The organism is Nostoc sp., from assembly GCF_054880495.1.
This window is the reverse complement of the sequence record NZ_JBTYKD010000185.1, coordinates 1-24,054: the sequence shown is the minus strand read 5'-3', so window position 1 is coordinate 24,054 and position 24,054 is coordinate 1. Positions and strand designations below refer to the sequence as shown.

The following is a 24,054-nucleotide window of genomic DNA, read 5'->3' as shown; positions in this document are numbered from 1 at the left end:
AACAGTATAGGAAAAAATTAAGCATTCCAAATCACTCTTCTTGCTGAATTCGGCGTCGTACTGAATCAGCATGGGAAGGTAAGCCCTCTGCTGTTGCTAGCACATCAATGGCACCAGCCACATTTTGCAGTGCGGTTTGGGAGTATTGAATAATACTGGAGTGTTTAAGGAAAGTTTCAACCCCTAATGCCGAAGCATAGCGGGCAGCACCAGAAGTTGGCAAGGTATGGTTAGGGCCTGCCAAATAGTCCCCTACAGCTTCTGGTGTGGAGTAACCTAAAAATATTGCCCCAGCATGGCGAATCTGTGGTAATAGTGCCCAAGGGTCTTTGATTTCTAATTCCAGATGTTCGGGGGCAAATTCGTTTGAAAATTCCGCTGCTGCTTGGAGGGATTCCACAACGACAATCAAGCCGTAGTGAGCGATCGCTTTTTCTGTGTCTATTCGCCGTGGGTGATCCACTAGCTGTCTTTCCAAAGCTAATTGGACATTTTTCGCCAAAGCAGCATCTGTCGTCAGCAAAATCGCTGCCGCCATTGGATCGTGTTCGGCTTGGGCTAGCAAGTCAGCAGCTACATGCACCGGATTTGCAGTTTCATCGGCAATCACCAGCACCTCGCTGGGGCCTGCTAAAGAATCAATGCCGACGGTGCCATAGACAAGTTTTTTCGCGAGGGTGACATAAATGTTACCAGGCCCAGTAATCACATTCACTTTCGGAATGGTTTGTGTGCCATAAGCTAAAGCCGCGATCGCTTGTGCGCCCCCAATGCGATAAATTTCTTGTACTCCTGCTTCTTGGGCAGCTACCAACACTGCTGGATTAATTACACCCCCTAGTCCTGGTGGTGTCACCATCACCACATGGGGTACAGCAGCAACATGAGCCGGAATTGCATTCATCAGCACTGTACTGGGATAGGCGGCGCGGCCACCAGGCACATACAACCCGGCTCGGTCTACGGGGGTGTAGCGTTTGCCCAGTACTATTTCATCATCGCCAAAGTGTACCCAGCTTTTCGGTACTCGCTGACGATGAAACGCTTCAATTTGGCGACAAGCTAGCCGAATTGCGTCCAACAACTCCTTTGACACCTGCTGATAGGCTGCATCTAGTTCTGAGCCTGTAACTCGGAGTTCTTCTGCTTTGAGGGTTTGTTTGTCAAATTCGGCCGTGTAATGCAATACAGCTTTGTCGCCTTGGCGCTTCACTGCTTGCAAAACTTCGCGCACCGTTGCTTCTTTGTGAAGCACCTGTTCGTCATGGGTGCGATCGCAGATCCGTTGTAGTTCTGCTCTGACGTCTGCCTGCTGAGTAATGATTCGCAGCATGGAGTAAGGACAATGCCAAAATTATAATATTCACACCTGAGATTTAGTATTGCTCTTGACCAACTTGGGTGTGGAAGCTGACTCTAATTCTCTTCTCTAGCTTAACCTGGATTTTTTTGATACTCTCAAGGCTGCCACCACATTGTTTCCTTGAGAAGGCGACTTAATTCCTTAGTCCGACAAGCCTCGCCAGGCTAGCCGCAGGAAGTGGGCGTGCCATTTCCCACTACCCTTATGCCCTTATCCTCACTCCTTGCTCTGGTGCAGGGACTTTGCACATCCAGTCTCCTGGATGTACATGGGGTAGGGTCTGAGTATAATTTTTACTTATTTTCCTAACTTTTAGTAGTTAACATCTGTACATACACGATATAATATCGGTTCTGGACTTGGAAACACCTGAAATTTAGTTGTTTAAAGTTCCTTGCCTTTGACGATACATCAGTTTTAGGGACAGATTATATTGGCAATCACATTGCTTAACCAGGTGGTGAGTTAGGGCTACTATTTTATTTGATGTACCTTATTTTAACGCATTTCCTAAATTGACGACACACAAAATTAAGGACTGGGGAGTGAAGTACCCCTTTTTGCTTCGCCCAAATTGGGGCTTCCAATTCCAACTAAACAACGACGGTTTTATTCGTCTTTTGGGTTTCCCGTCTCAACCGCTATCGCCTCCACTAGCCATCTAGCTTTTGGTCTTACACAGCGTCCACAGGCAGCCCCCCGCCTACCGCAGGGAGTTTGATTGTTTTACGACACGTTTACCTTGGATTTACAGCAATGGCCAACCAGCTAGGCTCACGTCTTCCCCGTTTCTCACGCTAGTTACCGTGGTAAGCATATTACTGCTACTATGACCTTTGTTTGCAGCCGTGTGGGTGGGTCGTCGACCATTTATATCATAACACAAATGTATCCATAGCAGTGATACTTTATGAAAGAAAGATCCATCAGAGTTAGGCTGTCGCAGAAACGGAACGACAAGCTCAAGGCTTATGCAATAAGCAAAGAAAAAACAGTTACGCAGTTGGTTGAGGATTGGATCGATAGGCTGCCTAGTCCTAAGATTGACGACTCCTTATCCACCCCCGAGCCTAATCAATCTGACGATTGATGTTGGTCGGAGGTGGAATCGTCGCCGTCCGCTCCCTATCCCCAGCCTATGAGTACATTGAGGCTGGGGACTTCCGCCAGACGTTAAGAAGCGGGGACTAGGGACTAAATTCTTCCCTAATCTCCAGTACCGAATCCCCGATGAGAGAATTTTTTTGAGGAAATTATAACATTGGCAATTTGGATGCTATATTAGTAAGTCTAGTAGTGTGTGTAGATATTAATAGTAGTATTTTTGGAATTGACTGTGGCGAATACAAAGTCTGCTCTCAAGCGTGCCGAAATCGCAGAACGTAACCGACTGCGTAATAAAGCTTACAAATCAGCAGTCAAGACGCTGATGAAGAAATACGTTAATGCTGTAGCTGTCTATGCAGCTAATCCTACCCCAGAATTAAAAGAAGAAGCGCAGGCTCGGTTATCCGAGGCTTACGGCAAAATCGATAAAGCGATCAAACGGGGTGTCCTTCATCCCAACAATGGGGCAAGGAAAAAGTCGAGATTGGCTCATAAACTAAAACCCCTAACTCAAACAGCTGCTGAATAGTCATTGGTCATTTGTCCTTAGTCATTGGTCACAAAACTAAAGAGAGAAGTCTGAGCGCCAGTTTCGGGCGATAGCGCAGTTTCTTGTCTATGAGATGCTGCGCTAACGATTTCGCAAGTATCTGTCTTCTCTACGAAACGCTGCGCGTAGCTTACTTAAAAGAAAGGGTACGCCCTCCCGGAGGGTACAGAACTTCGGGGACAAATGACGAAGGACAAACAACAAAGGACAAAGAATGCAACTGATAGACACACACGTTCATCTCAACTTTGATAGTTTCCAGCCGGATTTAGCAGCAGTGCGATCGCGGTGGCAAGAAGCAGGTGTAGTGCGCTTAGTACATTCCTGTGTTCACCCTGAGGAGTTTTCTAGTATTCAATCCCTAGCACAAGAATTTCCCGAAATCAGCTTTGCTGTGGGATTACATCCTTTAGATGCTGATAAATGGAATAGCGAGACAGCCGAGAAAATCAAAACTTTAGCAAGTTCTGACTCGAATGTGGTAGCAATTGGGGAAATGGGGCTGGATTTTTACAAAGCTGATAACTATGAGCAACAGTACATGGTGTTCGAGTCACAGTTAGCGATCGCATCTGAACTCAACTTACCAGTGATTATCCACTGCCGTGATGCAGCTGTGGCAACCAGAGAAGTGTTGCAAAAATGGCGGGAACTCAAAGGAGAAAGAATGCGGGGTGTGATGCATTGCTGGGGAGGAACGCCAGAAGAAACTCAATGGTTTCTCGATTTAGGCTTCTACATCAGCTTTAGCGGGACGGTAACGTTCAAAAACGCCAAAGCGATCCAATCCTCAGCGGCGATGGTGAGTAGCGATCGCCTACTGATTGAAACAGACTGTCCTTTCCTAGCTCCGGTTCCGAAACGGGGCCAGAAGCGCAACGAGCCTGCCTACGTGCTTTATGTAGCCGAAGAAGTCGCTAAACTGCGTCAGGAAACGGTAGAGGCGATCGCCCATCAAACCACCCAAAATGCGTGTGAATTATTCGGTCTGTCAATATCAACTGTGCCGTAGTGTGTTTTGTTAAGTTGTGTAAAAAAAATAAAACTCTCAGGGGACAAAAATATGCTAATATTATTCCCTCAAAAACATTTTGCTTGCGCCATAATAATAAAGGAAGGAACCTAAAACTTCTCATCCGAATTTTCCGTGCTGTTATCGGCTTGGCCATCCTCAAAATCTCTACAAGCGGATGCTCCCCACATATTACTAAGTGTGCCAACCCAAATTGAGCTAGACTTTTGCACAACATCAGCTTGGTGTGTATCGAAGCTATTCAAAATCGTTAAACAAAATTGCCTTGTGAGTACAATTCAACAAAATGAAGTGATTCTGATTCTAACCCGACAAGGTACGGATCATTCCCTCAGTCTGAGGATATCTAGGATATCACTGAGAGTATAAACAGGGGGGTGGATTTAAGACACACCCGTAGAGCAGCGTCAGTAAATTAACGCGCTTTTTGGAGGGGAAGTGAGGAAAGTAGAGCAAACTCAGGAATATCTCAACTGTATATTCTTCTTGAATCAAGACTCTAGTAGGTTTTTGGCTTCTGAGTCACCGATTAGGGGCAATTAACTCCTTGTCAAAATTGCTCATTCCAGCCAGTTTTAATCGTTGCGTTTGACCACACCTGTAAATAGCAAGTGTGTAAGAAAAAGTTCCCAAATAGCTAAGGACACTGGCTAGGAGTGGGAAGCGTTAAACAGCAGTGTCCAAAGGAAAATTTAACCAGGTTGACAAAGGTAGAGGCATGACTAAAGAAACATATATGGAACCCGCCTTTCTGTTGCCCGACTTGATTGAAATCCAGCGATCAAGCTTTCGTTGGTTTTTGGAAGAAGGGCTGATAGAAGAACTTAACTCCTTTAGTCCGATCACAGATTATACGGGCAAACTAGAACTGCACTTTTTGGGTCATAACTACAAACTCAAGGAGCCAAAGTACAACGTCGAAGAAGCCAAACGGCGGGATAGTACTTATGCCGTGCAAATGTATGTTCCCACACGCCTGATTAACAAAGAAACAGGGGAAATCAAAGAGCAAGAGGTATTTATTGGGGATTTGCCTTTGATGACCGATCGCGGCACATTTATTATTAACGGAGCCGAGCGGGTAATTGTCAACCAAATAGTGCGATCGCCAGGGGTTTACTACAAATCAGAAATAGACAAAAACGGGCGACGCACTTATTCAGCTAGTTTAATTCCCAACCGGGGAGCATGGCTGAAATTTGAAACAGACCGTAACGATTTGGTGTGGGTACGCATCGACAAAACCCGCAAACTCTCAGCACAGGTACTCCTAAAAGCTTTAGGCTTATCAGACAACGAAATCTTTGACGCCTTACGTCATCCAGAATATTTCCAAAAAACCATCGAAAAAGAAGGGCAATTCTCTGAAGAAGAAGCCCTGATGGAGTTATATCGCAAACTGCGTCCTGGTGAACCACCCACAGTGTTAGGCGGACAACAGCTCTTAGACTCTCGTTTCTTTGACCCGAAACGTTATGACCTTGGTCGCGTTGGACGGTACAAGCTCAACAAGAAATTGCGCCTTTCTGTTCCAGACACAATGCGCGTGCTGACTGCTGGCGATATTTTGGCAGCCGTGGATTACCTGATCAACCTAGAATATGATATTGGTAATATCGATGACATTGACCACTTAGGCAACCGTCGGGTGAGAAGCGTCGGTGAATTGCTGCAAAACCAAGTGCGGGTGGGCTTAAATCGCCTAGAAAGAATTATTCGGGAACGCATGACCGTATCCGATGCCGAAGTGCTGACTCCTGCTTCCTTGGTGAACCCCAAACCACTGGTAGCAGCAATTAAAGAATTCTTTGGTTCCAGCCAGTTAAGTCAGTTCATGGATCAAACCAATCCCCTAGCAGAACTGACCCACAAACGCCGCCTGAGTGCCCTTGGCCCTGGTGGTTTAACCCGGGAACGCGCCGGGTTCGCTGTCAGGGATATTCATCCTTCTCATTACGGACGTATTTGCCCCATTGAGACACCAGAAGGACCTAACGCCGGGTTGATTGGCTCCTTGGCAACCCATGCCCGCGTCAACCAGTATGGCTTCTTAGAAACGCCATTTAGACCAGTAGAAAATGGACGAGTGCGATTTGACGTAGCTCCGGTCTATATGACCGCCGACGAAGAAGACGACCTGCGTACTGCTACTGGTGATATCCCCTTAGATGAAAATGGCTATATTAAAGGTCCACAAGTGCCAGTGCGCTATCGCCAAGATTGGGCTACTACAACGCCAGAGCAAGTTGACTACGTAGCAGTATCTCCCGTACAGATTGTGTCAGTAGCGACCAGCATGATTCCATTTTTGGAGCATGATGACGCTAACCGAGCGCTGATGGGGTCGAACATGCAACGGCAAGCAGTACCCCTGCTCAAGCCAGAACGCCCTCTGGTGGGTACTGGTTTGGAAGCGCAAGGAGCAAGAGACTCTGGGATGGTGGTTGTATCGCGTACCGATGGCGATGTCACATACGTGGATGCCACAGAGATTCGTGTCCGTCCTAAATCTAACACCCCCGAAATTAAATACACCCTTTCCAAGTACCAACGCTCAAACCAAGACACCTGTTTAAATCAGAAACCCCTCGTCCGCATTGGTGAGCGTGTTGTTGCTGGTCAGGTGCTAGCTGATGGCTCCTCCACCGAAGGCGGAGAATTGGCACTGGGACAAAATATTGTAGTTGCTTATATGCCTTGGGAAGGCTACAACTACGAAGATGCAATTTTAATTTCTGAAAGACTGGTGCAAGATGATGTCTACACCTCAATTCACATTGAAAAATATGAAATTGAAGCTAGACAGACGAAACTAGGTCCAGAAGAAATCACCAGAGAAATTCCCAACGTCGGGGAAGATGCTTTGCGTCAGTTGGATGAACAGGGAATCATTCGCATTGGGGCATGGGTAGAAGCGGGAGATATTTTGGTAGGAAAAGTTACACCCAAAGGTGAATCTGACCAACCACCAGAAGAAAAACTGTTGCGTGCCATTTTCGGTGAAAAAGCGCGGGATGTGCGGGACAATTCCCTGCGAGTACCAAACGGTGAAAAAGGGCGCGTGGTTGACGTGCGTTTATTTACCCGTGAACAAGGCGATGAACTACCACCAGGAGCCAATATGGTAGTTCGGGTGTATGTTGCCCAAAAGCGCAAAATCCAAGTTGGTGACAAAATGGCAGGACGCCACGGTAATAAAGGGATTATTTCTCGGATATTGCCAGCAGAAGATATGCCTTATTTGCCCGATGGTTCACCAGTGGACATTGTACTCAACCCCTTGGGCGTACCCAGTCGGATGAACGTCGGACAAGTATTTGAGTGCCTCTTGGGTTGGGCTGGTCAGACCTTGGGAGTGCGATTTAAGATTACTCCCTTTGATGAAATGTACGGTGAAGAGTCATCCCGGCGAATCGTGCATGGCAAATTGCAAGAAGCACGAGACGAAACAGGGAAAGACTGGGTATATAACCCAGATGATCCAGGCAAAATCATGGTGTTTGATGGTCGTACAGGCGAACCCTTTGACCGACCAATCACTATCGGTGTGGCTTATATGCTGAAACTGGTGCATTTGGTAGACGATAAGATACACGCCCGTTCCACAGGTCCATACTCACTGGTGACTCAGCAACCCTTGGGTGGTAAAGCCCAACAAGGTGGTCAGAGGTTCGGGGAAATGGAAGTGTGGGCATTGGAAGCCTTTGGTGCGGCTTATACCTTACAGGAATTGCTCACAGTTAAATCTGACGATATGCAAGGAAGGAATGAAGCCCTAAATGCGATCGTTAAAGGTAAGGCAATTCCTCGACCTGGAACCCCAGAGTCTTTTAAGGTGCTAATGCGCGAGTTGCAATCATTGGGGTTAGACATTGCCGTACACAAAGTAGAAACCCAAGCCGACGGCAGTTCCCTAGATGTGGAAGTCGATTTGATGGCAGACCAATCAGCCCGTCGCACACCTCCTCGACCCACCTATGAATCTCTTTCCCGCGAATCGTTGGAAGAAGACGAATAAGACGAATAAAGAGCGGAGCCGGAGACGCTCCGCCTCCGGTGAGGAGTGAGAAGTTAAGAGTTAGGAGTTAACAATTCATAACTCCCAACTCCTAACTCCTAACTTAAAACTAAATATACTCAAAACTCAAAACTCATAACTCAGAATTTAAGTATGAGACCTGCCCAAACTAATCAGTTTGACTACGTAAAAATCGGCTTGGCTTCCCCTGAACGCATTCGACAGTGGGGCGAGAGAACATTGCCCAATGGTCAAGTAGTCGGTGAAGTTACCAAGCCAGAAACGATTAATTACCGAACTCTCAAGCCAGAGATGGATGGCTTATTTTGTGAGCGCATCTTTGGCCCCGCGAAAGATTGGGAATGCCATTGTGGTAAGTATAAAAGAGTTCGTCACAGAGGTATTGTCTGTGAGCGCTGTGGGGTAGAAGTCACCGAGTCACGGGTGCGTCGCCACCGTATGGGCTATATTAAACTCGCCGCCCCAGTAGCTCACGTCTGGTATCTCAAAGGCATTCCTAGCTATATTTCCATCCTGTTAGATATGCCCTTGCGGGATGTTGAGCAGATTGTCTATTTCAACTCTTATGTTGTCTTGAGTGCAGGTAATGCCGAAAGTTTAAGTTACAAACAGCTACTGAGTGAAGACCAGTGGTTGGAAATAGAAGACCAAATTTATAGCGAAGATTCTCTGCTGCAAGGTGTAGAGGTAGGTATTGGTGCCGAAGCACTGTTGCGCTTGCTTGCCGATATTAATTTAGAGCAAGAAGCCGAAAGCCTACGCGAAGAAATTGGCAACGCTAAGGGACAAAAAAGAGCCAAGCTAATTAAGCGACTGCGAGTGATTGACAACTTCATCGCCACTGGTTCCAAACCAGAGTGGATGGTAATGGCAGTTATTCCGGTGATTCCCCCCGACTTGCGCCCAATGGTGCAACTAGATGGCGGACGCTTTGCCACCAGCGATTTAAATGATTTATATCGGCGGGTAATTAACCGGAATAATCGTTTGGCACGCTTGCAAGAAATTTTGGCACCAGAGATTATTGTGCGGAACGAAAAGCGGATGCTGCAAGAAGCAGTGGATGCTTTGATTGACAATGGTCGTCGGGGACGCACTGTAGTAGGGGCAAATAACCGACCCCTAAAATCTTTGTCCGACATTATTGAGGGTAAGCAAGGACGTTTCCGACAAAACTTGTTAGGTAAACGGGTTGATTACTCTGGACGTTCTGTAATTGTGGTCGGGCCAAAGCTGAAAATTCACCAGTGCGGTTTGCCTAGAGAAATGGCGATTGAGCTATTTCAACCATTTGTGATTAACCGTCTCATTCGTAGCGGTATGGTGAATAACATCAAAGCTGCGAAAAAGCTGATATCGCGTAATGACCCCAGTGTATGGGATGTGTTGGAAGAGGTGATTGAAGGACACCCGGTGATGCTAAATCGGGCACCGACACTGCACCGCTTGGGTATTCAATCTTTTGAACCGATTTTAGTAGAAGGTAGAGCGATTCAACTGCATCCTCTGGTGTGTCCAGCGTTTAACGCCGACTTTGACGGCGACCAAATGGCGGTACACGTCCCTCTGTCGTTAGAAAGTCAGGCTGAAGCGCGGTTGTTGATGTTGGCTTCTAACAATATTTTGTCGCCAGCCACAGGGAAACCCATCATTACGCCCAGCCAAGACATGGTATTGGGGGCTTATTACTTAACAGCAGAAAATCCCGGTGCGACAAAAGGCGCAGGAAAGTACTTCTATTCGCTCGATGACGTAATTATGGCTTACCAGCAAGAGCAACTTGACTTGCACGCCTATATTTACGTGCGGTTTGACGGTGAAATAGAATCAGACCAACCGGATACGGAACCCCTGGAAGTGACACAAAACGACGATGGTAGCCGGACATTACTCTATAAGTTCCGCCGAGTCAGACAAGACGCTAAGGGCAATGTAATTTCCCAGTATATATACACAACTCCTGGTCGCGTTATTTACAACAATGCTATTCAGGAAGCACTAGCAAGTTAAGGGGTTGGTGAGTGGGGAGTGGTGAATTCCCTACTCCCTACTCCCATACTCCCTATTCCCAATGACTCAGGACTAATGACTAATGACTAACGAAAAAATGATTTTTCGCAATCGTGTGGTTGACAAAGGTCAACTGAGAAATTTAATTTCTTGGGCTTTTACGAATTTTGGTACGGCGCGAACCGCAGTGATGGCGGACAAACTCAAAGATTTGGGATTTCGCTACGCTACCAAAGCAGGGGTTTCCATCAGTGTAGATGACTTGATGGTGCCACCAACTAAGCGATTGCTGCTAGAAGCAGCCGAAGAAGAAATTCGCGCCACTGAAATCCGTTACCAACGGGGAGAAATCACCGAAGTAGAACGCTTCCAAAAGGTAATCGATACCTGGAACGGTACGAGTGAAGCCTTGAAAGATGAAGTAGTCGTCCACTTTAAGAAGACTAATCCTCTGAACTCCGTATACATGATGGCATTCTCCGGGGCACGGGGTAATATTTCTCAAGTCCGGCAATTGGTGGGGATGCGGGGACTGATGGCAGATCCCCAAGGGGAAATTATCGATTTGCCCATCAAAACCAACTTCCGGGAAGGACTAACTGTAACGGAATACATTATTTCGTCTTACGGTGCCAGAAAAGGATTGGTGGATACTGCCTTGCGGACGGCTGACTCTGGTTATCTCACCCGCCGATTGGTGGATGTATCCCAGGATGTGATTATTCGAGAATTTGACTGCGGCACCACTAGAGGTCTTACCGTCGGGCCAATGACAGAAGGTGCTAAAACCTTAATTCCTCTAGCAACCCGCTTGATGGGACGGGTAATTGGCGAAGATGTGGTGCATCCGGTGACAAAAGAAGTAATTGCACCACGCAATTCCCCAGTTTCTGAGGACTTGGCGAAGAAAATTGAAAAATCTGGGGTGGCAGAAGTTGTGCTGCGGAGTCCCCTAACTTGTGAAGCCGCACGTTCTGTCTGTCAACACTGCTACGGCTGGAGTTTGGCACACGCCAAAATGGTGGACTTGGGCGAAGCTGTGGGGATTATTGCCGCCCAAAGTATCGGCGAACCTGGTACGCAGTTAACCATGCGGACATTCCACACGGGTGGTGTGTTTACTGGAGAAGTGGCGCAACAAGTTCGTTCTAAAATCGATGGAACTGTTAAGCTTCCCCGCAAACTGAAGACCAGAACATATCGTACCCGCCACGGGGAAGATGCCCTGTATGTTGAGGCTAATGGTATCCTGCTTTTGGAGCCAACAAAAGTAGGTGATGTTACCCCAGACAATCAAGAGGTTCATCTGACTCAAGGTTCAACACTATATGTATTTGACGGAAATCAGGTAAAACAAGGTCAGTTGTTGGCAGAGGTTGCCCTCGGTGGACGCACAACTCGGACTAATACAGAAAAAGCAGTTAAAGATGTAGCCTCTGACTTGGCAGGGGAAGTGCAATTTGCCGATGTAGTTCCAGAACAAAAAACCGACCGTCAGGGTAATACTACAACCACAGCCGCACGCGGCGGCTTAATTTGGATTTTGTCTGGGGAAGTTTACAACTTGCCACCTGGGGCAGAATTGATTGTCAAAAATGGTGATGCGATCGCCTCTAATGGAGTTTTAGCAGAAACCAAGTTAACCACTTTGCACGGCGGTGTGGTGCGCTTGCCCGAAGCTACCCCTGGTAAGAGTACCAGAGAGATTGAGATTATCACCGCTTCTGTAGTCTTAGACCAGGCAACAGTAACAGTCCAAAGTTCCCAAGGTCGCAATAATTACTTAGTCTCCACTGGCAACAACCAGGAATTTAACCTCCGGGCTACACCAGGCACAAAAGTGCAAAATGGTCAAGTAGTAGCTGAGTTGATTGATGACCACTATCGCACAACCACTGGTGGATTTTTGAAATTCGCGGGTGTAGAAGTCCAGAAAAAAGGCAAAGCCAAGCTGGGTTATGAAGTCGTGCAGGGCGGTACCCTTTTGTGGATTCCCGAAGAAAGTCACGAAGTCAATAAAGATATCTCCTTGCTGTTGGTAGAAGACGGTCAATTTGTGGAAGCTGGCACTGAGGTAGTAAAAGATATTTTCTGCCAAAACAGCGGTGTGGTAGAAGTGACCCAGAAAAACGACATCCTGCGGGAAGTTGTGGTGAAGCCAGGGGAACTGTTGATGGTGGACGATCGAGAATCAGTTATCGGGCGAGATAACACCTTCATCCAACCAGGTGAGGAATTCCAAGGCAGCGTCGCCACCGAATTGCGCTATATCCAGTATGTGGAGACACCAGAAGGTCACGCCTTGTTGAGTCGTCCGGTAGTCGAGTTTGCCGTACCGGATAATCCAGATGTGCCATCAACTACATCGATAAGTCAACAAACCGGGCGGTCGATTCAATTGCGGGCTGTGCAGCGACTACCTTACAAAGATTCGGAACGCGTCAAGTCCGTTGAAGGCGTGGAACTGCTGCGAACCCAGCTAGTACTGGAAATTGAGCAAGAAGGGGAACAAGACCACAATGCTTCGCCTCTAGCAGCAGATATTGAATTAGTACAGGATGGTGAAAACCCAGAAATTCAACGCTTGCAACTCGTAATTTTGGAGTCCTTGGTAATTCGTCGAGACATTACCGCCGATGCCACCCAAGGTAGCACTGAGACCACACTTGAGGTACAAGATGGGTTAACCATCTCCCCTGGTTCTGTGGTCGCACGTACTCAAATCTTGTGTAAAGAGGGTGGGGAAGTGCGGGGTGTCCAAAAAGGAACCGAAAACGTGCGTCGCTGCTTGGTGTTGCGCGACATTGACAGGCTGATCATGAATACTAGTACTCAGCCTAAGGTGAAAGTGGGTGACTTGCTAGTAGAAGGTACAGAAATTGCTCCGGGAGTTTTTGCCCCAGAATCAGGCAAAGTTGTGGATGTTAAAAAGTTAGGAGTTAAGAGTGAGGAGTTAGGAGTTAATTCCGAAACTCCTAACTCTTCACTCCAAATTCAGAACTATGCTATTACTACCCGCATCGGTCGCCCTTATCGAGTCAGCCCTGGTGCTGTGTTGCAGATCGAAGACAGCGATTTGGTACAACGGGGTGATAACTTAGTGTTGTTGGTATTTGAACGCGCCAAAACCGGAGATATTATTCAAGGTTTGCCCCGGATTGAGGAACTGCTTGAAGCTCGTAAACCGAAAGAAGCGTGCATTTTATGTCGGCGGGCGGGTGAAGTTAAGGTAGTTTACGCCGAAGGTGGTGATGAAGCGATCGCCATCAAGGTCGTAGAATCAAATGGCGTAGTCACAGATTATCCTCTAGGCCCAGGACAAAATTTGATTGTGCCAGATGGATCAACTGTATTAGCCGGACAACCCTTGACCGATGGTCCATCCAACCCCCACGAAATTTTGGAAATCTTCTTTAGCCTGGGTTCCGAAGACGGAATCTATGCTTGTGCTAGCCATGCTTTGCAGAAGGTACAGACATTCTTGGTGAATGAAGTGCAAATGGTGTATCAATCTCAAGGGATTGATATTTCCGATAAGCACATTGAAGTAATTGTTCGCCAGATGACCAACAAAGTCAGGATTGATGATGGTGGTGACACCACTATGCTTCCCGGTGAATTGGTAGAACTGCGCCAAGTTGAGCAGGTGAACGAAGCTATGGCAATTACAGGCGGTGCTAGGGCACAGTATACTCCAGTATTGTTGGGGATCACTAAAGCATCGTTGAACACTGATAGCTTTATTTCCGCCGCATCCTTCCAAGAGACAACACGGGTACTTACCGAAGCAGCTATCGAAGGCAAATCCGATTGGCTGCGCGGATTAAAGGAAAACGTGATTATCGGGCGATTGATTCCGGCTGGTACTGGGTACAATACCTATGATGAACCCGGTGCGATCGATGATTATGCTGCTGAGATTAGCAGTAGTGTCTTAGATGAAGTTGATGACCCCCTGGATATGGTCTTAGATGACCGCACAGCTCGCACCTATAATTTAGATTCTCCTACTCTTGGGGAATCTGGTTTTGGTAGCAGACGTGCAGAAAGGTCAATTCTAGAGGAAGAAGATGAATTAATCGCCGATGAAGTACCAGACGAGGAGGATTTTGAGGAAGAAGAGGAAGACGAGGAAGATGATTTCGACGAGGAATAGAGACTTGAAATTGGACTTCGTCCCGCTACGCTAACGCGTTTCTATTAAAACGTAAAAAGGCAAAAGAAAATCTTCTTTTGCCTTTTTATTTTGCTAAAAACATATTTTTAAATCCTCAAGATTCTGGTTTCTGGCTTTTGAGCTAATAGTCAGTCAATTACGGCCATTCAAAAGTAACATCCTCATAGAAATCTGCAACAGCACACCGAAAATCTACACTTGCCAGATGAATGATATCATATCTTCTTGTCTATATGGATAAAGTACTCACTGTCTCTCTGGGTTGCGGCGAAAACACTCAACATTTAAGCGAGTTAGCTATAATCTACATCTGTTGCACCGAGAGATTAACTTGTGGATGTCATATTAGAACGATCGCACGAATTAAAACAAGCTTTAGTTGATTTTGTCCTTGATGCTGAAGGCGAACTTGCACAAGCACTGGAAACTTATGCAGCAGCACAGTTGCGCGGGGGAAGTGGGGATAGTACACAGCAGGACTTAATCATCGATACCTTTTTGACAGCAGGAAAAGTCGGTGATAAGTCACCATTAGAGTTATTTATCGCCAGCCATCCAGATTTGGAAGAGAGCGATCGCAGTCTGATCGACAGTTGGCATCATAGTTTTATTGGCTTATTTGCCATAACTAATATTCTACCTGATGGCTTTGAATTGACCAACTGGTTGACAAATAAACCCTACATCGTCAAACCAAACAATACTCAAACATTACAGGCAATAGCTCGGTTGAAAGTCGGAGAAATCTTGCTAACTCGCATTTCTCCTGTTACCGATAGCTACTGGATGCTTTCTGGCCCCTACACAATGATGGGTAAATTAGGTAAACCAAAACTTGCTGTAGCAATTGGTAATTTCAAAGAAAACTATAAAAGTAATCTTTACAGCGATGCTCCCGACTTGCTAGAAGAAGCTTGGCAGTCAGTAGGACAATATCATCAGCAGTTTGTGGACTTTTTTGGCACTGATGAAATCACATTACCTGGATACCAGCTTAATAAAAAAATAGCGGAATTTCAAGAAGTAATTACTGAAAAGAACTTTGCAGCAGCAGGAATTGATACTTCTAAATCCTTGGCTGAAGTAGCGGAAGCAGCTGGCATCACAGATGAGGAAATCAAAGCAGCAGCAGAAGAATTTGGTGCTGACTCAAATGCAGTTTCTCAAATATTTAACAGCAAAACCGGCAATAGCAAAATGGTTATGCCAAAGGTTGATTTACCTGCCGAACTCAAGAAAGCAGAACAGGTAACGGCTCTTTCTCATGCCCGTTGGGGACAAATGTTTTTACCAACATATAGTAAGGTAGAAGCAATTTTATCGGCAGAGGACTGGCAAAGTGTTCAAGGGGCTGAAAAACTAGTTCGCTACTACTTGGAAGATAAAAGTATTAATGCCTTTATTTGGCATCGATTAGCACAACAGTATCCAACTAAATTAGAAAATGTGTTACAAATACTTTTGCAACGTCCACAGTTTCATCTTGAAAGTGACTTGAATGCACTTTTGGAAGAATTCGACAAACCTATTGAGCCAGAATTACCAGACATTGCCAGTGTACCTATACATTTGCATAACTTATTTCAAGAAGCTTTAGGAGAAGTTAACAAATCTAAGCCCAAAGGTAAGGAGCAAAAAAAGCCAGGAAAAGGTTTTCAATAAAATTAACAAATATATCCAACATCTCACTCTACCCACTTAGGGTTATATGGTTTCCAAGGTAGAGTTGTTTTTAGGAGTACACACCAAGCTATGTACTCCTACAAACGGATGGGGTGAAATCAACGTTAAAAACCAGGTGAAGACCGAGTATTTATAGCCGTAGCCATCTTAATTAGGACGCAGCTTGCTTGAGAACGATTTCCATAGCATCGCGTAAATTATCAGATTTGAGTAACAGCTTGCGAATTCTGCTTTTTAAAGCCGCCCAACACTTTTCAATCCGATTGAGGTCTGGCGAGTAGGGCGGCAGGTAGACTAGCTGACAGCCTGCGGCTTCAATTAATTGGGCAATCCGACCACCATGATGAAACGTCGCATTATCTACAATTACCCACTCACCCGGACGCAACACCGGAATCAAGCAAGTTTCTAGCCAGGTTTCAAACACAGTACGGTTACACGCCCCCTCAACCGTAAATGGCGCAATCAGTTGCCGATCTCGATAGCCAGCGATCATATTAATACGACCCTGCCGCCGACCTGATTTGAGGTCGTGGAAGCGCTCCCCAGCAAGGGAGTAGCCGTAACCGTAGTTATCGCGTTCATCCATACCAGACTCATCGACATATATCAGATGAGGGGCTTTCGGGTTATCTAGTTGCGCTAAGAATGCCGCCCGTTTGGTCTCATCTCGTTGGCTATACCCGTATGTTTTTTTTTACGCGTATGTCCTATCTTTCGTAATGCTCTTGAAATCGTGCGCTGGCTAATCTCCCCATCCCATAGTTCCGCCATTTCGCTCTGAGTTTTATCCCCATGCTCTTTGACAAAGGTGCGAAACTTCTCCCAATCGCTGATTTTACTGTTCTGCTGTGATACTTTCCTCTGTTTGGGTTTGACATTACCTGTTTCGGCTTGGCGCTGAAACCACAAGTTAATCGTGTTGCGACTGATATTGAACAGAAGGCTTGCCTCACACTTCTTGAGACCGTCCAACTCAATCGCTTGCATGACTTTTTGCCGGAAATCATGACTGTAAGCTTTGGCCATTGAAATGGGGTAGACGCAATGGGAACTCTTATAGTCTACGTCCTAATTTTCATGGCTATAGCTATATATTTAAAGATCGGTAGATAGCAGGTGAACAATCTCATCTACGATTTCCTCTGGACTCTCAAGCTTGACTAGAAATCGATTAAAGCCAGCATTCAAAGCCTTATGACTTGATACCTCCCGTGTATAAGAAGTGATAGCGATCGCGGGCAACTGTCTTATAGATGGGGTATAATGCACTCGAATTTGCTCAATTAACCAATTTCCATCATGATGGGGCAACTTTACATTAGAGACCAGAATATCGGGATGAAGCGATTCTACCAAAGCAAGGGCTGCTTCTGCATCGGTTAAAGCCATCACCTCTGCACCTGCTGTTTCTAAAATGAAGATGAGCAAATCTGCTATATCTGGCTCATCCTCTACCAGTAAAATCAGGGTTCCAACAAGCTGCTGAAGCGACTTTAACTCAGTTTCTTGATTGATTTTTTGATCGGTTGTCATGCCGTCCTTTTATTGTCTGCTAAAATCTCCTATTTTTATTGCAACGCATGGAGCGGAATAAGTATTCACCCTAAATACACAAACTTGGGGTGAAAAGCTTTAGAACAGGCTTTAATTATTTTTTACTAACAGGTAATTGGAGAAAAGCTATAACCCATTACCCATGACTCATTACCGGGTTTCACCCTGAGTTGACACTGTTAATACTTGTGGTGGTGTGGCATCGGGCGGATAGAGAAAGTCTACTTCTACTAAGGAGCGATCGCCTGCTTTCATCTTTAATAAAACTAACGGTTCCCCTGGTTGACCTCTCTTTTGCACTAAATGCACAAACTGAGTTTGCGGCTGACCTTGGTCATCTTTGTAACGTACCCGCACCGTTCCTCGGAAGAATACTTGAGGGGCTGGTGTACTCAAAAAGCGTAACCCCGGTTTTCCCAACTGCTCCTCTTTGAGTGGCGTTTGTATGGATACAGTAATAGTTTGAGGACTTTGAGTATTGTTGTATAGCGGCAACTTGAGACTATATTGAACTCCGTAGTTGCCATGAGCGCGATATGCGGTGTCAGGATAACGCACCAGCATAGTAGCACTTTGAATTTGACCAGTTCCTAACGTACCACCATGCAGGGTGCTTAGAGCGTAGGAAAACACTTGACCTGGCTGGGGAATAGTTAGATACCTTTTTTTAGGATTATCTACTAATAACGCTCTCCATTGGGAACCACTAGTTACCCCCGCTACACGCCCATAAACTATAGGCTTACCAGTTTCCTCAAGGGGAGTGGGAGTTTTATCCCGTGGACCAGCCAAATCACCATTATCTAGTAAATTTTGCCATTCTTCTAAAGTAGGCGATCGCTCACTACCATCGGGATTCACCCGTGCAAACATCGCTAGGCTAGCTGCATAGACAGTGCCATTACTCCACAATCGCATCAATGTAGACCGACCATTCAGAGGTGGTGTCAGTCCCTGCACAGGAATTGGCAAATTTAATAACATCCGACTTTGCCCTGGTGGAATCTCAATTTGGGCAGGGAAAATCTCTTGTCGCATTCCCCTAAGCACATCAGACATGACGCGATCGCCAGGACCTGCAAAAACTTTACCTAAAAGATTTTGACTCAAGGATGGTAACTGAATAAATGGTGCATCCGGTTGACTCAAATAACTCGCCGCCTGCCAAATATTTACCTTCACTGCTTCAGAACCAGGGTTATGCAAAATTATCCCCAGATAGAGCGATGTCTCCGACGGGCTACGCCTACGCAAATTCTCTAGTGGTTCCGCCTTAGTAATGTGGTGAGCAAAAATATCAAATCGTCCCCGAAAGGGAAAATTCAAATGCGCCGTTGGGACTTTTTTACCATCTGGTGGAAAAGTCGAAAGTAAAATCCCTTCTTTCAATACCAACTCTGGACTATTACTATTAAATGTTGGCACTGTATCCAATTGTCCTGGTAAAGGACGCACTTCTTGTGGTTGCACCACTTCTTCAGGTGGTAGTGTGGCAGGAGTTGTTTGGCCAAGCAGAAAATTTAGTAACAATGGCAACATAAATTTAAATATTTTCTCCACCATACAGACACCGACAAATTTATGAAAGTGCTAGTTTGTTAATAATTAATACGAAATCTGTAAGTATTGCGCTCAAATTTTCTTGATTAAGAACCGGAACGTGAACAAAGATACAACGCGCTGTGAGTTGGCTCTGAGACAGGTAATTCAGCACTCAATAGTAAAGACATTCTGGTACGTCCGCTACGTGAACACAGACAAATTTACCGCAGTCGTGGCTAATCTCAATTGCCACTGCTCCTGCCACTAATTGCTCTAAATCAACTTCTATCTGTAAAAAACTTTCTTTCCGGCTAGCACCTACTTCCACACTTAATTTTGTACGGCTTGCAGCCTGGCCACAACAGATGATCTAATCAGGTTGGATTGCATTGATTTTTTCAATTACCCGATCACAGGCAAGTTGCACATCTACGGGTAACTGGCGTAAAAAAATTAAGTCATGGGGTATCAACTCAAGTTTGGTAACTTCAAGTAACAAATCATCAGAATAATTCGACTGTTGATCCTTTAGCCAAATATCAAAAGAAATTAATAGAATTATTTTCTTCATAACAAATATTATTTAGAATAGAAAAACCCTCCATAATAAATTTACAAGGAGCAGGTAAATGCCAGTTATTGCAGTCGTAGATTATGAGATGGGAAATTTGCACTCAGTCTGCAAAGGCTTGGAAAAAGCTGGGGCAACTCCTAATGTTACTTATTCTTCAAAGGAATTAGAGCAGGCAGATGCAATAGTCCTGCCGGGAGTTGGAGCATTTGATCCAGCAGTACAACACCTGCGATCGCGTGGTTTGGAACAACCGATTAAAGAAGCGATCGCATCTGGTAAACCTTTCTTAGGAATTTGTTTAGGATTGCAAATTCTCTTTGAATCAAGTGCAGAAGGTATCCAACCAGGACTGGGAATTATCAAAGGGAAAGTGCGGCGGTTTCGTCCCGAACCTGATATCACTATTCCTCACATGGGTTGGAATCAGCTGGAAGTGACTCAGCCAAAAAGTATTTTATGGGAGCATTTACCGTCCGATCCTTGGGTCTATTTTGTCCATTCCTACTATGTTGACCCAATAGACCCGCTAATCCGTGCAGCAACCGTCACTCACGGTACTCAAACCATAACAGCTGCGATCGCCCACGAAAACCTGATGGCAGTCCAATTTCACCCCGAAAAATCCTCTAATATCGGATTGCAAATCCTGTCTAATTTTGTTGCTCAAGTCCGTGAGAAAATTCCTGCATAACACTATGTTTGTCATTTGTTCTTTGTCCTTTGTCTAAGACTAATAACCAATGACTAATGACTAATGACTAATAACCAATGAGTCTGAGAATTTACGGCAATCGCCAGCTAAAAACTTTACCAGGAAAACAAACTAGACCCACCAGTGCGCGGGTAAGAGAGGCAGTCTTTAATATTTGGCAGGGACAAATTGCAGGTTGCCACTGGCTAGATTTGTGCGCTGGTACTGGTTCAATGGGCGCAGAGGCTTTATGTAGAGGAGCCAACCTAGTAGTGGGAATTGAACAATCGAGCCGAGCCTGTGCCATCATCGAACAAAATTGGCAGCAAGTATCTAATGCCAAGCAAGAATTTCGGGTATTGCGGGGAGATATTACTCAGCAGTTGAAGACCTTATCAGGCAAGCAATTCGATAGAATCTACTTTGATCCACCTTATGCCAGTGGATTGTACCAGCCAGTATTAGAAGCGATCGCTCACTATCAACTTTTAGATCCTAATGGCGAAATCGCAGTTGAACACGCCTCACAACGTTGGACACCGCCACAGATTCCCGCTTGGGAAATTTGCTGCAAGAAAGTTTATGGCAACACATCACTTACTTTTTACAGAATTGTGGAATCAGAGGAACAGGCGGAGCAGGGGCAGAAATAACTCTGACTCCTGCCTCCTGCCTCAACACTCAGAACGGGCTAAACGCCCCGCTAACGCTAACAGCACTCCTTACCCCCCCAACTGATTGGGGCGCTTGTATTGCTGATAGGCAGCGTAAAACAGTCCGGCGAGGGTGACGAAAACTAGACCAAGGACAATACCTGATAGCAGGGGTTCAACCACTGTAAATCTCCTCTTTGTAATTATTAAATATTCGTTGCTTGTTTTTGATTTTACCAAATTTGGTATGAATCTTGCGGCCTACAGCCTTTTTAAAGGGCGATCGCCCACAAGAAAATAGTCTTCTGTGCTTGCAGACACAATCAAGAACTTTTAAGCTATGTGTAGGAAATGAAAACTTTTTAGTACACCTAGATTTTCACAGCAAACCTTTTGGATAACCAGATTACCAAACCTGAAATTTTGATTCAGCGCATCGTTTTATTGACGCTGGCTATACTGCTAGCAGTCCCTTTGGGCTTTTTTGGTGTTCAGTTGGTTCAAGCCTCCGATCCATACGTCAAGAGTGTTCTATCCTTAACAGGAAATCCAGTTCAAGGACACGCGATCTTTCAAATTAACTGTGCTGGTTGTCATGGCTTGGAAGCAGATGGGCGAGTAGGACCGAGTTTGCAAGCTGTTTCAAAGCACAAGTCTCAGTATGGACTGATTCATCAAGTGATCAGTGGCGAAACACCGCCAATGCCAAAATTCCAACCTAGTGTCCAAGAAATGGCGGATCTTTTGAACTATTTAGAGTCGTTGTAGACATTAAAATTTTTGGTTGCGGGATATATAAATCCCTCATGGAAAAAGCCAGCATTGGATGTGCTGCCTTTTTCCATCTCTGATAAATTTTAATAGACGACGAGAATTTCTAAATGTCCAAGGCAAGCACAGCTTGTCACCAGCAGTCCATGTGCGGGGCGCACCTTCAGAATGAAACAAAGCTAGAGTTAGAGTGAGTATTTTTGCTTAACTAAAAACACCTTTGTTTGGAGAGGGTTATCTCAAAGCACCCTAGCTGAGTCTGATTACTTCGTCCTGTGGCGTTACAGTGGCGAGAACTGTCATTAGTCATCTTCCTTAGTCCTTGTCTTTACATCTGGTCGTATTTACGTAGAATCTTTGATAAAAACTCATATAAACTGTATATTTTAAAGTATGTTAGCAAGTCACTATTTAATTAATTATTGCGAAAGTGAGGTTAGCGTACCTAACTCGGTAGGATTAAGACAAAAAAAAGCTCCCAGTGAATAGGCTACGGTATAGCTTCTTTGACAAACTAGATATTCTTGAGATGCCCGAAAGCTAATGACTGAAGCGATCCAAATCGGTAATCGTACAATCACAGTTAGTGAACTGATTTCCTTACTAGGAAATTACCAAATGCTCCCACAGTTGCAGCGCGAATTGCTCATCGATGAGGCGATAGAGCAAAACTCACGCTCTGCGAATGTAGCAATATGTACACCTGAGGAAGTAGCCCAAGCTAAACAGCAGTTTTACGTCGAAAAACAGTTCAAAAATGAAGAAGACATCCAGGCTTGGATGGCAGATCAAAGGCTGACTCCCGAACAACTAGAAGTTATTACCACTCGTAAGCTGAAAATTGAAAAATTCAAGCAAGCCACTTGGGGTAATAAACTGGAATCTTACTTTTTTCAGTCCAAGGCAAAACTAGACAAAGTAATTTATTCCCTACTGCGAACTCAGGATGTGGGAATTGCCCAAGAACTTTACTTCCGGATTCAGGCAAAAGAAAACTCTTTTGCTGACTTGGCGCGGGAATATTCACTCGGACCAGAAGCCCAAACTGGCGGTTTAGTGGGTCCGATTGAACTCAATGCACTACATCCGGTAATGGTGCAAATGCTCTCTAGCAGTCAACCAGGTCAGATATTGCCCCCTACCCGCATCGCTGACTGGTTCGTGATTTTGCGGCTGGAAAAATTTATCCCCGCACAACTGGATGAATTTATGAAAGGGCGCCTGCTGAATGAACTTTTTGAAATCTGGCTACAAGAACAGCAAAAGCAAATAATGTCTGCACCACAAGGGGAGGGGGAGACGGGACGACAGGGAGAGGGCGATAAACCTTTAACCTAAGCATGGGAGGTGACTTTCATGCTTGGCTTCAAAACCGAAGGTAGCGATCGCTCTATTAGTTTTCCAGGCTGGACGAGCGATCGCTTTTGATGTTGTTCATGTTGTAAGTGCAATGCCACCTGATTAATTATTAAAAGGTGGAATATCACCTTTGTCCAGATCAAAATGGGGCTAGTTAGACTAAAGATTAGAGAACTTGCTGCAAGCAAAAAGGATTTGGACAATCAAAGAGGTGGCTGAACGTGCAAAGATAAACTACAACTTCATCAGATAATCATTTTTACTTACCTTCTTGCCACTCTTGACCACCAGGTAACTCACTCAATATCTCATCAATAGCACTAGGTAAAGACTTCTGAGAATTTGTATAAGTTAAATTTAAAAAATCTTTTCCTACTGACATAATCAGTGTTTTTTCTACCATTGCTTGCAGTCGTTTAGGTGTATACAAACCATCAAAAATTTCAGCAGATGCAGGATCGATTGCTGCATCATAAGCAGCATCCAGCAAATCCTCCCATTCACCTTGTTTTACATAATGAGAAGTCTTATTATCCTGTAAATTTAAATCTTGAATTTCTAAAATCGAGCCTTTAATAGAAGCTACCCAGGAATTAGTTAATCTTTGTTCAACTTGATTTTTAATCAAATGAATAATGAGCCTGATGAGAAAACTCCTAATATTTCGGATATAACTCTTTCGACTCATTAACTCCAACTCATCAACAATTACTAAAGCATCATCATAACGTCCATCAAGAATAGACTTCCTTAAATCCCAAAGTTCTTGAGTCATCGCGATTTATCCAATACTAAATTCACCATAAACTAAAACCCCCAAGCAATGATGTTAGCTAGGGGGTTTTAATTAAATTATGAATCCTGGCATCGAGCTATTTTTGCGTAGGGCTACCCCTAAACTATCGTGGCCGCAGCAGCGTTTCACCTCTGAGTTCGGGAAGGGTT

Annotated in this window: 17 protein-coding genes and 2 pseudogenes; 10 read left to right on the top strand and 9 right to left on the bottom strand. The window is 45.1% G+C overall.

Annotation, left to right across the window (positions count from 1 at the left end; genetic code table 11):
* Window positions 1-31: 31 nt before the first annotated feature.
* A complete protein-coding gene (gene hisD, locus ACYTXL_RS18020) occupies window positions 32-1,333 on the bottom strand; it encodes a histidinol dehydrogenase (RefSeq protein ID WP_461925938.1) in 1,302 nt (433 codons plus the stop codon).
* A gap of 1,366 nt (window positions 1,334-2,699) precedes the next feature.
* Here hisD and rpsT point away from each other — a divergent pair.
* Entirely contained in the window at window positions 2,700-2,999 is a 300-nt protein-coding gene (gene rpsT / locus ACYTXL_RS18015) for a 30S ribosomal protein S20 (RefSeq protein ID WP_292800306.1), read from the top strand.
* A gap of 235 nt (window positions 3,000-3,234) precedes the next feature.
* The gene (locus ACYTXL_RS18010; protein ID WP_461925937.1) at window positions 3,235-4,032 is read left to right on the top strand and encodes a TatD family hydrolase; all 798 of its coding nucleotides are present in this window, start codon (window positions 3,235-3,237) and stop codon (window positions 4,030-4,032) included.
* 110 nt (window positions 4,033-4,142) lie between these two features.
* Here ACYTXL_RS18010 and ACYTXL_RS18005 read toward each other — a convergent pair whose 3' ends face one another.
* On the bottom strand, window positions 4,143-4,298 hold the full coding sequence (locus tag ACYTXL_RS18005; RefSeq protein WP_461925936.1) for a hypothetical protein: 156 nt from the start codon (window positions 4,296-4,298) through the stop codon (window positions 4,143-4,145).
* Window positions 4,299-4,771: 473 nt separating this feature from the next.
* Between ACYTXL_RS18005 and rpoB the strand changes: the two genes are divergently transcribed.
* The 3 genes from rpoB to ACYTXL_RS17990 all read left to right on the top strand — a co-directional run bounded on the left by rpoB (window position 4,772) and on the right by ACYTXL_RS17990 (window position 14,258).
* On the top strand, window positions 4,772-8,071 hold the full coding sequence (gene rpoB, locus ACYTXL_RS18000) for a DNA-directed RNA polymerase subunit beta (protein WP_461925939.1): 3,300 nt from the start codon (window positions 4,772-4,774) through the stop codon (window positions 8,069-8,071).
* Window positions 8,072-8,224: 153 nt separating this feature from the next.
* The gene (locus tag ACYTXL_RS17995; protein ID WP_461925935.1) at window positions 8,225-10,102 is read left to right on the top strand and encodes a DNA-directed RNA polymerase subunit gamma; all 1,878 of its coding nucleotides are present in this window, start codon (window positions 8,225-8,227) and stop codon (window positions 10,100-10,102) included.
* 82 nt (window positions 10,103-10,184) lie between these two features.
* The gene (locus ACYTXL_RS17990) at window positions 10,185-14,258 is read left to right on the top strand and encodes a DNA-directed RNA polymerase subunit beta'' (RefSeq protein WP_461925934.1); all 4,074 of its coding nucleotides are present in this window, start codon (window positions 10,185-10,187) and stop codon (window positions 14,256-14,258) included.
* Between the two features lie 157 nt (window positions 14,259-14,415).
* On the opposite strand, the pseudogene ACYTXL_RS17985 reads toward ACYTXL_RS17990, so the two are convergent.
* Window positions 14,416-14,570, bottom strand: a pseudogene (locus tag ACYTXL_RS17985) (Uma2 family endonuclease); the annotation flags it as partial.
* A gap of 42 nt (window positions 14,571-14,612) precedes the next feature.
* Between ACYTXL_RS17985 and ACYTXL_RS17980 the strand changes: the two are divergent.
* Window positions 14,613-15,941 (top strand): hypothetical protein, encoded by a 1,329-nt coding sequence (locus ACYTXL_RS17980; RefSeq protein WP_461925933.1) that lies wholly within the window; start codon window positions 14,613-14,615, stop codon window positions 15,939-15,941.
* A 172-nt stretch (window positions 15,942-16,113) separates the two neighbouring features.
* Here ACYTXL_RS17980 and ACYTXL_RS17975 read toward each other — a convergent pair.
* From ACYTXL_RS17975 to ACYTXL_RS17960, 4 genes and pseudogenes are all read right to left on the bottom strand, one after another.
* A protein-coding gene (locus ACYTXL_RS17975) for an IS630 family transposase (RefSeq protein WP_461925932.1) occupies window positions 16,114-16,991 on the bottom strand; the annotation gives its coding sequence in 2 pieces (ribosomal slippage) (window positions 16,114-16,659 and window positions 16,662-16,991; 876 coding nt in all).
* A 69-nt stretch (window positions 16,992-17,060) separates the two neighbouring features.
* Window positions 17,061-17,498 (bottom strand): response regulator, encoded by a 438-nt coding sequence (locus tag ACYTXL_RS17970; protein ID WP_461925931.1) that lies wholly within the window; start codon window positions 17,496-17,498, stop codon window positions 17,061-17,063.
* A gap of 171 nt (window positions 17,499-17,669) precedes the next feature.
* On the bottom strand, window positions 17,670-19,058 hold the full coding sequence (locus ACYTXL_RS17965; RefSeq protein WP_461925930.1) for a DUF3370 domain-containing protein: 1,389 nt from the start codon (window positions 19,056-19,058) through the stop codon (window positions 17,670-17,672).
* A 40-nt stretch (window positions 19,059-19,098) separates the two neighbouring features.
* A pseudogene (locus ACYTXL_RS17960) lies at window positions 19,099-19,632 on the bottom strand (peptidase C15).
* A gap of 58 nt (window positions 19,633-19,690) precedes the next feature.
* Between ACYTXL_RS17960 and hisH the strand changes: the two are divergent.
* Window positions 19,691-20,326: an imidazole glycerol phosphate synthase subunit HisH gene (gene hisH, locus ACYTXL_RS17955; protein ID WP_461925929.1), complete on the top strand. Its 636-nt coding sequence runs from the start codon at window positions 19,691-19,693 to the stop codon at window positions 20,324-20,326.
* A gap of 77 nt (window positions 20,327-20,403) precedes the next feature.
* On the top strand, window positions 20,404-20,979 hold the full coding sequence (gene rsmD, locus ACYTXL_RS17950; protein WP_461925928.1) for a 16S rRNA (guanine(966)-N(2))-methyltransferase RsmD: 576 nt from the start codon (window positions 20,404-20,406) through the stop codon (window positions 20,977-20,979).
* A 69-nt stretch (window positions 20,980-21,048) separates the two neighbouring features.
* Here the strand turns inward: rsmD and petG are convergent, their stop codons facing one another.
* Window positions 21,049-21,162, bottom strand: coding sequence for a cytochrome b6-f complex subunit V (petG, locus tag ACYTXL_RS17945; protein WP_292800335.1), 114 nt, complete (start codon window positions 21,160-21,162; stop codon window positions 21,049-21,051).
* A 210-nt stretch (window positions 21,163-21,372) separates the two neighbouring features.
* Here petG and ACYTXL_RS17940 point away from each other — a divergent pair, with 210 nt between their 5' ends.
* Window positions 21,373-21,747: a c-type cytochrome gene (locus ACYTXL_RS17940; protein ID WP_461925927.1), complete on the top strand. Its 375-nt coding sequence runs from the start codon at window positions 21,373-21,375 to the stop codon at window positions 21,745-21,747.
* Window positions 21,748-22,293: 546 nt separating this feature from the next.
* Window positions 22,294-23,088, top strand: coding sequence for a peptidylprolyl isomerase (locus tag ACYTXL_RS17935; protein ID WP_461925926.1), 795 nt, complete (start codon window positions 22,294-22,296; stop codon window positions 23,086-23,088).
* 280 nt (window positions 23,089-23,368) lie between these two features.
* Here the strand turns inward: ACYTXL_RS17935 and ACYTXL_RS17930 are convergent, their stop codons facing one another.
* Entirely contained in the window at window positions 23,369-23,884 is a 516-nt protein-coding gene (locus ACYTXL_RS17930) for a DUF29 family protein (protein WP_461925925.1), read from the bottom strand.
* Between the last annotated feature and the right edge of the window lie 170 nt (window positions 23,885-24,054).